At 36.0% G+C, this 14,954-nt stretch carries 13 protein-coding genes and 1 tRNA gene; 2 read left to right on the top strand and 12 right to left on the bottom strand.

Annotated elements, in window-relative coordinates:
• Positions 1-15 precede the first annotated feature (15 nt).
• The 8 genes from phnE to HOY35_RS05420 all read right to left on the bottom strand — a co-directional run bounded on the left by phnE (position 16) and on the right by HOY35_RS05420 (position 8,613).
• The gene (gene phnE, locus HOY35_RS05455; RefSeq protein ID WP_172211107.1) at positions 16-837 is read right to left on the bottom strand and encodes a phosphonate ABC transporter, permease protein PhnE; all 822 of its coding nucleotides are present in this window, start codon (positions 835-837) and stop codon (positions 16-18) included.
• Complete coding sequence (gene phnC / locus HOY35_RS05450; RefSeq protein WP_172211105.1) at positions 824-1,582, bottom strand: phosphonate ABC transporter ATP-binding protein; 759 nt, start codon at positions 1,580-1,582, stop codon at positions 824-826. Before phnC ends, phnE begins: the two co-directional genes overlap by 14 nt.
• 153 nt (positions 1,583-1,735) lie before the next feature.
• Positions 1,736-2,725 (bottom strand): phosphate/phosphite/phosphonate ABC transporter substrate-binding protein, encoded by a 990-nt coding sequence (locus HOY35_RS05445; RefSeq protein ID WP_249641493.1) that lies wholly within the window; start codon positions 2,723-2,725, stop codon positions 1,736-1,738.
• 240 nt (positions 2,726-2,965) lie between these two features.
• Positions 2,966-4,027: a DUF916 and DUF3324 domain-containing protein gene (locus HOY35_RS05440; protein ID WP_172211103.1), complete on the bottom strand. Its 1,062-nt coding sequence runs from the start codon at positions 4,025-4,027 to the stop codon at positions 2,966-2,968.
• Positions 4,028-4,144: 117 nt separating this feature from the next.
• On the bottom strand, positions 4,145-6,463 hold the full coding sequence (locus HOY35_RS05435) for a WxL domain-containing protein (protein ID WP_172211101.1): 2,319 nt from the start codon (positions 6,461-6,463) through the stop codon (positions 4,145-4,147).
• A gap of 365 nt (positions 6,464-6,828) precedes the next feature.
• Positions 6,829-6,900 (bottom strand) — tRNA-Gln (locus tag HOY35_RS05430).
• A gap of 111 nt (positions 6,901-7,011) precedes the next feature.
• Positions 7,012-7,239: a DUF2969 domain-containing protein gene (locus HOY35_RS05425; RefSeq protein WP_172211099.1), complete on the bottom strand. Its 228-nt coding sequence runs from the start codon at positions 7,237-7,239 to the stop codon at positions 7,012-7,014.
• A gap of 63 nt (positions 7,240-7,302) precedes the next feature.
• Positions 7,303-8,613, bottom strand: coding sequence for an FAD-binding oxidoreductase (locus HOY35_RS05420; RefSeq protein ID WP_172211097.1), 1,311 nt, complete (start codon positions 8,611-8,613; stop codon positions 7,303-7,305).
• 300 nt (positions 8,614-8,913) lie between these two features.
• On the opposite strand from HOY35_RS05420, the gene HOY35_RS05415 reads away from it, so the two are divergent.
• Positions 8,914-9,852, top strand: coding sequence for a magnesium transporter CorA family protein (locus HOY35_RS05415; protein WP_172211095.1), 939 nt, complete (start codon positions 8,914-8,916; stop codon positions 9,850-9,852).
• Positions 9,853-10,112: 260 nt separating this feature from the next.
• Here the strand turns inward: HOY35_RS05415 and HOY35_RS05410 are convergent, their stop codons facing one another.
• The 4 genes from HOY35_RS05410 to tsaE form a co-directional block, all read right to left on the bottom strand.
• Positions 10,113-11,294 carry a glycosyltransferase family 4 protein gene (locus HOY35_RS05410; RefSeq protein ID WP_172211093.1) on the bottom strand — a complete coding sequence of 394 codons (1,182 nt, stop codon included), beginning with the start codon at positions 11,292-11,294 and terminating at the stop codon, positions 10,113-10,115.
• Positions 11,295-11,529: 235 nt separating this feature from the next.
• Positions 11,530-12,717: an LCP family protein gene (locus HOY35_RS05405; protein ID WP_172211091.1), complete on the bottom strand. Its 1,188-nt coding sequence runs from the start codon at positions 12,715-12,717 to the stop codon at positions 11,530-11,532.
• A 150-nt stretch (positions 12,718-12,867) separates the two neighbouring features.
• On the bottom strand, positions 12,868-13,383 hold the full coding sequence (locus HOY35_RS05400; RefSeq protein ID WP_172211089.1) for a GNAT family N-acetyltransferase: 516 nt from the start codon (positions 13,381-13,383) through the stop codon (positions 12,868-12,870).
• Positions 13,376-13,831, bottom strand: a complete 456-nt coding sequence (gene tsaE / locus HOY35_RS05395; protein WP_172211087.1) for a tRNA (adenosine(37)-N6)-threonylcarbamoyltransferase complex ATPase subunit type 1 TsaE — start codon at positions 13,829-13,831, stop codon at positions 13,376-13,378. Before tsaE ends, HOY35_RS05400 begins: the two co-directional genes overlap by 8 nt.
• Positions 13,832-14,053: 222 nt before the next feature.
• Between tsaE and rarD the strand changes: the two genes are divergently transcribed.
• Positions 14,054-14,941: an EamA family transporter RarD gene (gene rarD / locus HOY35_RS05390; protein ID WP_172211078.1), complete on the top strand. Its 888-nt coding sequence runs from the start codon at positions 14,054-14,056 to the stop codon at positions 14,939-14,941.
• Positions 14,942-14,954 lie beyond the last annotated feature (13 nt).

The following is a 14,954-nucleotide window of genomic DNA, read 5'->3' as shown; positions in this document are numbered from 1 at the left end:
CGTTCAACCCCAAAATTAGGTTAAACGGGCACGGATTTGTTGACTGATTGTTTCAATGCAAATCACAGCAACAAGCAGGGTCAAAAGAATCATGCCAACATTTTGATAATCCCGCCAAGCAATATTCTCATTTAAAATAACACCAATCCCACCTGCACCAACGTATCCTAAAATTGCTGCATATCTAACATTACCCTCAAAATTAAATAAAGCTGTCGAAAGATAGATTGGCAATAACTGAGGGATAACACTGACGACAAATGCTTTAGCCTTAGAGGCCCCAAGCGCTTCTATAGCTTCAAAAACTGCCATATCAACGGTTTCTATTTGTTCAAATAATTGCTTACCCATATAGCTAAAGGAAAAAATAAAAATTGCGACTGTGCCCGCAAAGGTACCTAATCCCCAGATATAAGTTGCGATTAAAGCTGTGACCAAAGTCGGCAGGGTTCGCATAACCGTAAAAATAATTCTTACTAGCTGATTAAGCCATTTGATATGAACAATATTATCAGCCGCTAAAATGGCAAAGGGGACCGCTAAAATACAGCCTACAATTGAACCAATGAAGCTCATTTTAATCGTATCTAGCAATGGTGAAATAATTTTATCTAGATATGATACTTCTGGTGGGAACATTGCAAATAATATTTGCCAAAATTGGCGCCCATTCTGAACTAATTTCACAAAATCAAATTCAGTAATATGAAACGCTAAAGCAATAATCACAATAAACAGAACAGCATAAATTGGCGTTCTAGTCGCCTTCTCCTCAACAACCTCCTGATTCGCTAAAACATAACGTTTCGGCTTGAAAATTTTATCATACAGATTCATGCACAATCGCCTCTTTTCGATAAATCTCATCTAATATTTCCTGACTTACCGCCTCGGTTGGCCCATCAAAAATAATCTTGCCCTGTTTAACAGCCACAATTCTAGTGGCATAGGATAATGCAAGCTCAACATGATGAATATTTATCAAAACCGTTTTATTTAGTTCTTCATTAATACGTTTGAAATCATCCATCACTTCTTTGGCGGTAACTGGATCTAGAGCAGCAACGGGTTCATCCGCCAAAAGAATTTGCGGATTTTGAGCAAGGGTTCTTGCTAAGGAGACACGCTGCTGCTGACCACCAGAAAGCTGGTCTGTTCTGATAAATGCCTTATCTAATATTCCAACACGACTAAGAGACTCTAAAGCGATTTGTTTATCTACTTTAGAAAAAATGCCGAATAAAACCTTGATAAAAGATATTTCCGGTACTCGAGCACTCAAAACATTCCGAATAACAGTAACACGAGGCACCAAATTATACGATTGAAAAATCATACCAATGGAACGTCTAAATTTTCTTAAATCCTTACCCTTTAACTTAGAAACCTCTAAACCATTAACATTTAAAATCCCTGATGTAATATCATTTAAACCATTAATTGTCCGAATTAAAGTCGACTTTCCAGCGCCACTAGCACCAATAATCGCGACAAATTCACCCTGCTGAATCTCTATGCTAATATCATCAAGCCCTTTAACACCATTAGGGTAAATTTTTGAAACATTTTCAAATTTTATCATTTCGTTTTCTCTTTCCTAATTCATCGTATTTAAAATGGATTAAAAATAGAAAGTGTTCCTGTAATTGTTATCATTAGATATTTTTCTAATGAACAAGTAACAACGCTACAGAAACACTTTTAATATTCTAATTTATGATTAAATCACTGATTTCTAGCTATTTGCCTTCATCAGCTCTTGTGCCTTAATTTCTGATTTATAGTCATCGTTTGTAGCTTTCTTATAACCTTCGTGTGAATAAATGGCGATTACTTTTTTACCCTCATCAGTTTTTGCTAAGTTAATCAAAGCTTCTTGTAATGCTGATTTAAGACCAGTTGTAATCGTTTTTGAATTCTTAGAAACCACAATTGCATCATTGTAAATTGCTGGCGTTACACCTATAACATTAGTTTCTGTCCAAATATCAGATTTCCCATATTCCTTTGTCCATGCCTCTACAAAATCACGACGTGCATCTGCATAAACTGGTAAAACATCAATTTGACCTGATGCTAAACGCGCAAAACCAGAGCCATATGAATCATTTTGGACAGTTGTTGTTAATTCAGTAATATTATGATTATAATTTTCATCTAACCAAAGTGATGGATAAATATAACCAGCAGAAGAGGTTGTTGAGGCTAGTCCCCAATTGGCACTACTTAAATCGTCCCAAGTTAATTCCTTACCAGCATTAATTTTTTTAGCTAGTTCTTGTCCTTTTGCAGATGGTCCAGCGATAATCAATGAACGATATGAAGTCGCTTGCTTATCGGTTGTTTCAGTTGCTTTACCGTCATTCCAGTCTTTCGCATTTTCACTATCCTTATCTAAGCCAGCACGAGTAGCAGTCAAAATAACATCGGTATCATCCTGATATAGAGCATAGGTCCCACCAGAAACGCCATAGCCCACATCTGCGGTCCCAGAGGCCAAGGCTTCTCCAACTGCTTCGTAATTCGTACCTACTGTAATATTAACTTTTTCAACATTGTAGCCTTCTTTTTTTAATTCATCCTTCAATAAGCTTTGCAAAGGCTCCGTAGCTGTTACAATATCATCAGGATTTTTTGAAGGAACAAACATAACATTTAATTCACTCACATCCTTAGATTCTTCTGAGGCCTCATTATTACTTGAAGAACAAGCTGTTAATGACATTGTTAATGTTGCTAACGCTCCCATAGCGAATAAACTCTTTTTCATTTTTTTACTAAACATTATTTCTCCTTTGAATTCCAAGCAAGCTGTTGTTTACGCAGACCCTTTTACGCATTATTAAATTTAAGGTAATTAGTCTGTTGACAGCACCATTTAATTATTTTTTAAATTGGTCGCCGCTTACGGCAACAAAACAATTTTATACAAAAGATTTCAAAAATCTGTCTGCTTTTCGTAAATTTACTGTAAATCTTTATTTATTTTTTTTCGGGTTAATAAATAAGCAATAACTATTAATAATAATACTATCATCACTGCTAAAACGATTAATAATATATTAGATTGATGATTGGAAGCAACCATTGCATCAGTTTGATTCAGAGCCTTGGCTTCAGCTGTCTCAATTTTAAAATCATTCTTAAAAGACCATTGATAATCATACTTGTCGGCTTCATTACTAGCGGAACCTGTTTTCTCATTGCCATAAACGGTAGACTGATATTGATAATCCCCTGCTTTGAGGGCAGCACCATTTAAAAAGATTGGATAGTCAAAGTGAGAATTTGGTGCCATCTGCATTTCTATCTTGGTCTGCTCATAAACCAATTTACCAGTTGATTTTTGGTAAATTTTAGTCACAACCTTCATTTGATTTAAATAGGCTCCCGCTAGATTTCGATAATTGGCAACAATCGCATTTCGATTATTCAGCTGAGTGGCAGAGACAGTAGCAAGCTTTAATTCAGGTACGTCAGAAATTTGCTCATCTTGTTGCATTAAAACCGCCACAACATAAGCAAATTGATTATTGATTGTTGTACCATCTAGCTTATCAGTATTTGAATGCGCCGCTTTGGATTGAAAAGTAATACCAAATGCTAGTACACCTGATATTTGATTTGCTGGCATCTTCACTTCAAAGGTATAATCCTTTGTTTCGTTTGCTTCAAGTAAAATCTCTGTCGGTAAGTCAACTAAATCATTTATTGAATAAGCAAATGAGGCGTCTGCTTGATTCACAGTGGGACTATAATCAACCACACCATTAACATTGGTCGTCGCTATGCTTGCAGTAGCATTCAGAGTAATTTTTTTTGCAGTATTATTAAAAAGCTTGATTGTTAGTGCTTGATGCTGCCCTTGATCAATTTTAAGATGAAAAAAATTTGATTCATCGCTAATTTGATTATTCGGTAAAACTGGTTCAACGGCAAAGTCAATTACGTTAGCGTTAGCTTTTCCCTCAAAACCCAAGAAGGCAATTAAAATACCTAATATAAATACTAATTTCCTAATTTTCAAATCTTTACTCCTAATAAATAACTGGGCTAATAAATTCATAAAAGCTGACTAGCTGACGTACATAAATGAACGACAACCATCAGCTTATAGGATATAATCGAAAATTTAATAATTAGCCTAAGGTGCTGGAACCATTGACAAACGATAAGTTAAGCTAGTTTGATAATTCTTAGTAAGTGGATTAGACACGCCCGGAATCGTTAAGAATACGGATGATTGACCATCTTTAATCGAATCATCAACACCAATATTTGCATCTTGAGTTGAACCAAAGGCAAGTGTCCAAATACCACTACCTTGACCACGATCAGCAGACATTAATACTGAGCTTTGACCAGGAATTAATTCTAAACCACCTGTAACCTGCTCATTTTGAACTGTTGCTTTAGCAACGTAATTTTTAGGTAATTGTGCGTCGGTTAAACCACCATCTGTTAGTTGTGAAGAATTAATTTTACCATTCGCTAAGGTTAATTTGGCACCTGTTAACTCTTCATTTGCTGCTGTTTTAAATTGACCATTTTGAACTACATTTAATACCCAACCAGCATTCGTACCACGACGGTCTGAGACTTGGATATAATTGGCAGAAACAGCATCACTATCTTGATATTTTTGAGCATGAGCACCATATGTTTTGGTTTGACCAGTGATTTCTTGTTTACCAAAAGCAAAGCTAGAGGCATAGTCAATTGACAACAGACCTTTTGAGCCATAGCTAGGTAATGTACCATCAGGTAGCACAGGCTTAACAGAATTAGCCGGATTTTCCGGATCTGTCGGATAGATAGTTTGATCAGAAGCTGTAAATTCAATATTACCTGTCACATCATAGCTTGAAGCTTCCGTCGGTGCTTCTGGTTCTTCAGGTGTTACAGGCGTTTCTGCTGCTTTCAATACAATTGCTTGAGTCAGGACATTAGCTTTATTATTTCTTAAGCGAATATTATATGAGCCTTCTGTCGCAACCTTAAAATAAACCTCTTGAACAGCATTCCCATCGGCATCTGCAGTCACGTTAAAGCGGTTAGAATAGCCCAAAGCTTCATTCCAAGCATTATCACCAATTTTAGTTTGAGCAACTTGGGCACCTTGGGTAAAACCATTTTGTGCTGTTGGCGTATATAGCCCAAAGTCCAAGCCTTCAACTGTACTATTTGCAGCTAATCCCGAAAGTGTAATTGTAACCTTATTTTCCTTACCAGCTACAGTACTAGCAATATTAAAGCCATATTGAATTGTAGCTGCCGGTGCCTCTGAAGAGCCGTAGCTACCTGCTGCAAAGGTTGAGCGATCATACCATTTATACTGAGCCTGAGAGGTTGACCATGGCTCACTTTGTGTTTCTGTTGTATTTTCTGGTATTTCATAATCATATATGGGTGTTTTTTCAGAAAGTGAAATACCACTCTCAGAGAACGTTGAATACGCTTCGTCAGTTCCTAGCCAATCAATCAATTGAACTAATAAAGTTGCATCGTCACCTTCTTTGAAGCCATCATAAGTCTTTTTGGTTTTACCGGTTTCCTCATTAGCATACTTTGGTGAAGCATCCTCAACGATTGAAGAATCGCCCACAAAAGCCGCTTTACCTTGACCACGTTTACTGATTGCAACATAAGCACCTTCCTCTTTGCCACCACCATTATAAACACCTTGGTCAACTGAATTGCTCCATTTATTAGCACTTGTTAGCCCTGATGGTAAATAAACCAAGCCACGAGCCGTTTCCGGATTTGTAATGGCTAAAGTCGCACCTGCATGGATCGGCACCTCATCAACACCATTTAAAATACCGTAGGCATCATCTAAAATCACTGAAGAGCTATTAACATTATCTATAGCATTAAATCTAAACCGGATTCCGAAGGTATTACTTAACCAGTCACTGCTTACCACATCCTGCATCGCTTGAGAGTTCTTCTCAGCGTCAGACATACCAGAAGTCATATCAGAATAGGCACCACGTCGATAGCCATTAAAGGCTTCAGTTGTATCAATTCGATTTTTATTCCGATCAGCATTATAATGATCGCCAATATAAAAGACAGCACCACCATTTGAAACATAGTCAGCAATCGCCTGCTGTTCGCTTTGCTTAAATGGAACATTGGCCTCTGGAATCACAAAAACATCATAAGCTTCTAAATCTGAAAGTGTAATTGGGGTTGTTTTTCGTAATTCAGTGACATAATAGCCTTCATTACCTAAAGCATTCGCAAAATCTGAAAAACCACCGTCAATCACCCAGTCTGCTGCGCCTGCTGTTTGGGCATGTGTATTATCAAAAAGCACTTTTTTACCATTAGCTGAAGCAGGTTGAATGATTGCTGGTGCATCCAATGGACCTTCAGCAAATGTCGTTGTGCCCCCTAAAGCACCTACTGCTAGTAAACCAAACAGTACGACCGCTGATTTAAACTTAAATTTCTTCATCCTAAATAATCTCCTCCTAAAATGTTTAACATTGCATTTGGCAACAAGGTAGATTATATAGAACAGTTTTTAAATTCTAATTGGCTTTCAGTAAATAAAAGGTAAAGTAAAAATTATTAAAATAGGCGCTTTTTTACAAAACCATTGAGCCTTCAGTGAATATATAACCGCAGTTTCATACACATTTACTTTATATTTACATCACACCAAGCTCGACCAATAGCTAGACATTTTATTAATCTAAAAATACAAAAAAGGAGGTGGATATGATAATCCTTCCTCCAATTAAATAGTTATAATTAATAAACATATTATAAATAAAAGCTTCCAACAAATACTTCCAGCAATGACAGCTTGAGTTAATACTGGGGTAGCTGGATTCGAACCAACGCATGAGGGAGTCAAAGTCCCTTGCCTTACCGCTTGGCTATACCCCAATCAGACAAATAATAGTTTATCAAAAAATGCTGGGTAATTTCAAGCAAAATTAGATTTTTAAATAAAAAATTTTGAGTGACGATAAAATGAATCACTCAAAATTTTTATTGTTAACCAAGGTTATAGTTTAAAATTGCTTGATTAATTGCTTCAGCTTCAGTTTTTAATAAATTTTCCAGCTTACCATTATTAATCACAGCAAATTTATCATCAACGGCAATCACTTCGGCAATTTCTCGTTTGCCAATCTTGATAGATAAGCCATCCTTCACTTGCCCTTGATACTTGACTTTTGCATCAGTAACCGTAACCTCAATATCCTTGTTTTTCTTAGACATCGTCGCCCTCCAATTTCTATCTCACCTATTGTAGCAGAGAATGCACCTCATTGACTAATAAAATTAGATTTTTTTACCAGCATTTAATCTACCCTCTGGATCAAACGCAAATTTAATTCTCTGATAAAGTGCGTATAGATTTGGATCTAAGTGCTTAATAAAATAAGGACGCTTTAAGGTTCCAATACCATGCTCAGCACTAGCTAAGCCTCCAATTTGATTGACAAACTGATACATTTTTTCAAGATAATTTGTTAATGAAGCCTCCCAAAGCTGTGCTGAGAGCTGTTTCTTTAAAATTAAAGCATGAATATTCCCATCTCCCGCATGACCAAAGGTCACGATTTCAAGGCTGGTCTCCTTAGCAAGCGCCTTCAGATATTTAACCGTTTCTGTAATTTTAGAGGTTGGAACAACAATATCAACCGGCTCAGCAATTGTTTCGGCTTGAACACCTGCAGCCAAATTATCTCTTAGCTGCCAAGCAATAATAGTCTGAGCTTCATCTAGTTCAATTTGCTCACGAAAGCTATTGACAACAGAACTGATTTTTTCCTTTTCACGTTCAACTTGCTCTAAATTACCATCAATAGTAAGTAAAATAAATGCAGCGCCATCTTCAATAAATAGCTGCTGCGCTGAATAAATTTCAGAGTATTTCAAGCCCTCACGCTCAAAAAATTCAACAGAAGCCGGTCGAACACCTGATTTAAGGATTGCCGCAACATTTTCAATTGCTAAATCGAGGTTATCAAAGCTAATTAAGATTGATTGACTAACCTGCGGTCGTGCGATTACTTTTAAGGTCGCTTTAGTAATAATTGCTAAAGTACCCTCCGAGCCGATTATTAAATCCTTAAGATCGTAATTCGTGCTATCCTTTTGATTAATACTACCTAATTCTAAAATTGTACCATCAATCAAGACCACCTGAAGTGCTTTTACATAATCACGGGTGACACCATATTTAACCGCACGCATCCCTCCAGCATTCGTTGAGATATTGCCGCCAATCGTTGCCTGCTTTGCACCTGGATCTGGGGGATAAAAATAGCCCTTTGCTTCAACATAATCATAAATTTGATTAAGTGTAACACCTGCTTCGACAGTTAAAGAGCCTGTCGCTTCATCCAAAGCTATTATTTTATTCCAGCCACTCAGATCAATTAACAGCTCGCCATTTTCTGGCAGCGTTGCCCCTGAGAGACCTGTATTCGCTCCAATGACGATTACACCAATTTTTTGAGCCTCAGCAAATCTCAATGCCTCTACTAATTCTTCCATGCTCAAAGGCTTAACTACGCCATATGCACTACCAGTTAAACCTGTCATATTATCAACAAGATAATCTGAAGTTGCCTCAATTATTTCCATTATTCCTCACCTCATTATTTTTATTAAATGAACCTAACTGCTGTTACTTGATTCAATTAATCGTATATCTATTAAGAATAACGATTTTTAAAAGTATTTCAAGCACTAACAGGATAAAAATAGGCAGCGTGTGCTATAAATAATAAAAATAACCACGCCATCAGTTATTTATATTACTCGTAATATAAACTTTAAATATGATATTATAAAACAAATTAAGGATTAGCTGATTATCATGAATTTTAATGCTACAATACTGACTAATGAAGCTATTATTAATAATAACTAACGGGAGTCCCGATGATTACATACTATAAGATACAAAATAACAAAATGATTGAAACTTTGAATGAGGCGGAATGTATTTGGATTCATCTTGAAAAGCCAGATATTAATGAAATTAAGGCAATTAAGCAGGAATATCAATTACCACTTGACTACCTAACCGATATTCTAGACGATAATGAAAACTCTCGTTTTGAGGTCAATTCAGATTCAGCTGAAACCTCTTTAACCCTTTTACAATTTCCTAAAAAGGAAACAAAGGGACCTGGCATTACTACCATTTTAACCTATCCGTTTGCGATTATTCTGACTGCCAATCAAAAAATTATTACTGCGAGTAATCATCAAAAAACATTTTTAAATACTGTTTTAAGTCAAGATTTCTATCCGGAAAGATTAATTCAACAGCTATTTTATGCCTTTGTCTTTAATTTATCCAAAAAATTCAATTATTATCTTGAAGAATTACGCAAAGCGAGTGATGAGCTAGAGGATGAGCTTTTATCCAGCTCAGAAAATCGACCCTTACACAAAATGGTTGAAATAAAGAAAAGTCTTGTTTTCTTTGAAGAATCGCTGAGAAGTAATGTTGTTGGCTTAACTGAAATTTATGATGGTCGATTATTAAATAACGATGAATTTAGAAATCAAATCTTCGATTGCATTATTGAGAGTAAGCAAGCACTCTCCAGCACGCGTGTGCAAATGAAATTAATTGATAATGTATCAGATATTTTTAGCTCTATCGTTTCAAATAATTTAAATATCGTTATGAAAATCTTAACCAGCTTAACCATCGTTCTAACGATTCCGACAATCGTAGGTGGCTTTTATGGAATGAATGTTAAAATCCCCGGCTCAGATGATCCCTACGCCTTTTATATTATTTTATTTGGTACTATTCTTTTTTGTATTATAATGATTCGTTTACTCAAACGTAAGCGTTTAATGTAATTTTAGTTTATTGATAATGGAGGTGAAGCAATCAATTGATTTGATTGTCCTTATGAAAAATCTCTTTAACACCCAATCGATTATCCTCGAGACAGGTATCTTGATTTTATCCGCTCTTGTCCTATTAATTTTGCTGACAAGCGATATAGTTCATGATTTAAAATGGTATATTTTTATTATTTTTTTAATTGCAAACGGTACACTGTCAGTTATTCACATCAAAAATATTCGAGCTGAACGACAAAAAAAATAAAGACAAGCTAGTTGTCTTTATTTTTTTCGGCTCTTTTTTTATTGCGTCGTATTCGATGCTGTGCAATCATAAAGTGACGATATTTAGGATTACCTAATAATTTCATTAGCTTTAACAACGGTGTCCGCTTTTCACCAAAAATACCAACCATTTCAGCAAATAGCTCCACCCCAATTAAGCTGGCAACTAACAGCATACTAGCACCCAATCTACTAGACACGTTAATCAGCAAAGCAATAAATGAAAAAATCAGAGTAATTGCATAAATCATTAAAACAGCACCACGATGAGAAAAGCCCAAGGAAATCAATCGATGATGTAAATGCATTCTATCGGGCGATGTAATGCTTTGATTATTTAGCTTTCTACGAATAATAGCAAAAACGGTATCAGTAATTGGTACACCAAAAATTAGCATTGGTGTTAATACAGCAACAAAGGTTGCATTTTTCAGCCCTTGTAGTGAAACAACTGAAATCATAAAGCCAAGGAATAATGCCCCTGTATCACCTAAATAAATTTTGGCGGGGTTAAAATTGTAAGGTAAAAAACCTAAAATCGCTGCAATTAAAGTAAAAATCGCAATTGAAACATAAACATTAATTTCACCTAAAAAGAAATAACCAATAATTCCGATTGTAGTCAATGAGATAATTGAAACTCCAGAAACCAAGCCGTCTAAGCCGTCCATCAAATTAACAGCATTAGTTAGTGAAAGAATCCAAATAATTGTCAAAAGTAACGATAACCACCAGTCAAACTTCACCAAGCCCAATATCGGCAATGTCATACTATCAAAACGCGCTTTAGTAAAAAACCAAATGATTAATCCTGCTACAACAATGCCAAAGGTTTTTTGCTTTGGTGAAATTTCCTTGATATCATCAACTAATCCTGTAATCACAACTAATGATGAGGCAATAATATAGGGTGAAATATATTTTAAAAAGGTGATGTTCGGGACAACAACACCAACTATTTTCGGTAAAATCACCAGGCATGAAAGTGTAAAAGCAATAAATATTGCAAGTCCGCCTGCACTAGGCATCGGAACCTTATTAATTCTTCGTTCATTGGGCATATCGACAGCGCCAATTTTAATTACGATCAGCTTCACAATTGGCGTTAAGCCAAGTGAAATCAAAAAAGTAATCAGCAATGTGATTAAAAAATAAAATGTAAACTGCATAAATTTCCAACCTTATCTGATAATAGCTGCAATAATTCTTATTAACTAATCTCTAAATAATTCTATATTTTGGATAGGTTATCGTCATTATAACATATACCATTCTTATTTTTGGAATTATTAAAGACAAAAAAATTTAGCTTAATTCAACAAAAAAGAGTGTGATCAAATTCATCACACTCCAAAGCGTTTAAGCTTATCTAGTATGCTAGCGATAGCTATTAATTCAAATTACCTACTGATAACCAGCAGCACCATCTGTAACTGCTCCAGTACCGTTATCAGAATATGTACCTGCGCTTGAATCTGAATTATAGGTATAGTCACTACTTGTAGTTGTATCGCCTGCACTCGAATAGCCATATGTATCAGAAGTAATAATATTTGCATCTAGCACATCTGCTGTTGCCTGACCAAGCTGTGTTTTCAAAACATTTTGGATTTCCAATAATTGAGCCGCATCGGCTATCTGATAATAAATACCATCAATTTGCGTACTCGAACCTTGAAGCTGTTTAGAATCAATTGTACCAAAGCTATCCTTATAGCCTAATAAGTACTTAATATTAGTGGCGTTAGATTCAATATTGGTCTTAAGATTAGTTTTAACTGCGGTCAAGATTTTTTGATAATTAGAAACACTATCCAAGCTCAACATTTTTTCTAGTATCTTCGTCACCACTTCACGCTGTCTCTTTTGACGCCCAACATCGCCCTCTGGGTCTTGATAACGCATTCTGGCATAGGCCAAACCAGTTTTACCATCCAAATGAATCTTTTGTAATTCACCATTAACCTCTGGACTTGCTGGTACTGTCGCTACAAAATCGCCATCCTCTACTGTAAACTCACCGTAGTTATTAACCACATCGATACCACCAACAGCATCAATCAACGCACTTAAACCATCCATATTAATAATGGCATATTTATCAATCGGAATATCTAGTAGTTTTTGGATTGTTAAAATACTCATTTCAGTTTGCCCATAGGCATAAGCATGATTCAATTTATCCTGTATGCCATTCTCTGCATTTCCCTCAGGTCCAACCATATTAACTAATAAATCACGGTCCAAAGAGACAATTGTTGTTTTCTTTTCGGTTGGGTTAATCGTTGCAATCATCATTGAATCGCTTCGACCCTCCCACTGATCTGTCCGACCAACACCACCAGTATCAATTCCCATTAGCAGAATAGAAAAAGGTTGTGTTGCCTGTAGCACTTCTTCACGATCCTTCGTTGCTTCATTGCCAAAGCTTTCGTAGGTTTCCTTCAATGAGCTTTCCGCAGCAAAATAAGCCGTTGCGATGTAACTCCCAGCGGCAACTATGGAAATACCAAAAATACTTAGTAGAATAATAATAATTTTTTTTGTCAAAGATTTTTTAGGCTTAGACTTATGTTTCTCTAAACGAGACATACCGTTCTCCTCTATTAGTTAGATAATGGATATTTTCTCAGATATTACCAGAAAAAACAAGGTTTTACGAAATTTTATACAAAATCTTAACTTTTTTTATACTACTTATTCAATAATTAGTTAATTCGTTCACTAATTTACCCGATTAATCTAATCAATCAATCGACTCATCGATAAAACTTCAATATATTCACCGCTTTGCAATCGCGCACCACGCAGCTGCTCGCCTTCAATTCTAAAACCCTTCCTTAAATAAAGCTGGACTGCTTTTTTATTTCTCTTTTGCACAGTAAGCTCTAGCCGTTTGATCACCTTCGATTCAATTGCCCAGTCAATCACAGCATCCATTAAATAGCCACCTATTCCATAGCCCTGATACTCACTTAAAATACTAATGCCCAGCTCACCAATATGAAAAATACGATAATGCGAATCGCCACTAATGGAGACTGTTCCTACAATTTCATCATCAACCAGAGCCACCATCAAGGTATTGTTTGGCGACTCATAGATTGCAGCTAAAGCCAAGGCCTCATCCGCCTCTGAGATGTCAACACCGTTTTCATCCATTGTTAGAAATTCTGATTCGCCACCAATCCGTTTCAAAACTGCTAGAAGCTGCTTTGCGTCTGTTGGAATTGCTTCTCTTATGATTAAATCATTCATTCAAAAAATACTCCTCTACGTCATCAATGATTGGTTGATATCGCAAACCATGTGCTTCAAAATTAACGTTTCGACCCGCAGAAGACTGCAAAAGCGTGATTTTTAAAAAGCTTTCTGGCAAATAATTACCAAGTAATTCCCCCCACTCGACAACCGTGACACCATCACCATAAAAATAATCATCTAATTCCAAATCTTGAACCTGATTGGCTGTTCGATAGATATCCATATGGTAGAACGGTAGTCGACCAGAGTGATATTCACGAACAATTGTATAAGTCGGACTTTTTACCATCTCATTAACACCCAAGCCCTTGGCAATGCCTTTAGATAGGCTTGTTTTCCCCGCTCCCAAATCTCCCGTAAGAATCACAGTTGAGCCAGCAAATAGCTGCTCACCCAGCCGTTGCCCCAAGAGAGCAGTCTCTACCTCAGAGTTTAAATACATATTTTTTAATTCCTTTCCAGCATTTCAAAAGCATTATAATACCTATCAATCATTACTAACTATTAATTATAATCAGCGAGGCTTCTAGCCAAAATTGTATCATATTATCCAATTGAGTAATCAAAAAATCAAAACATTTGCAAAGTATAAATATTCCTAGAATAATCACTTAATTTATTATACTATTAATTAATTAAAGTAAATAAAGAAGGGAGCATACGGTTGAATAAAGGCTTGGTACAACTTTTAATCTGCTATCTCTTATGGGGTGGCTTGAGCATTTATTGGCATGCATTAAATACAGTCAATGCGATTGATATTTTATTTTATCGAATTATTTTTTCCTTTTTATCAATGCTAATTTTATTAGTAGGCACTGGACAGCTGAAGCTCGTCTGGCGAGAAACAAAACAGCTTTTTCACCAGCCCAAAGCACTCCTTAAAATTTTCAGTGCCGCAGTGTTAATCACTATCAACTGGGGAACATATATCTATTCTGTCAATCACGGGCGAGCAACTGAAGTTAGCTTAGGCTACTATATCATGCCACTATTAAGTGTTCTTTTAGCGGTGATCTTTTTAAGAGAGCATTTATCAAAAAATACACTAATCGCACTTGGCTTTTCAATGGTTGGCGTCAGCTTTTTAACCATCATGCAGGGTGGACTGCCCTTTCCAGTTATCCTAATGGCCTTAGCTTTTGCCTTTTATGGTCTGATAAAAAAAGGATTAACAATTTCTACAGTCACAGCAATGACCCTTGAGTCTGCTATAATGGTACCAGTTGCAATAATTTATTTTATCCTTTCAAAGCACCAGATATTATGGCAATATCCGCCACACATCATTATTTTAACGGTTTTATCTGGCCTAATTACTATTATTCCGCTTATTCTCTATGCAGAAGCACTAAAGCATTTGAAGCTATCGACTGTTGGCTTATTACAGTATCTTAACCCAACCATCCAGCTATTTATTGCCATTTTTATCTTGAAAGAAACCTATAGCGTAACCAAATTAGTCGCCTTTAGCTTCATTTGGATTGGTGTATTCGTTTTCTGCATCGGTCAATGGCACGCATATCGTATACAAAATAAAAGCATAAATTAATTAAACAAAGGAG

It is taken from the genome of Enterococcus sp. MMGLQ5-1 (assembly GCF_013155265.1).
Classification (GTDB): Bacteria; Bacillota; Bacilli; order Lactobacillales; family Streptococcaceae; genus MMGLQ5-1.
This window is presented reverse-complemented; position numbering and strand designations above follow the sequence as displayed.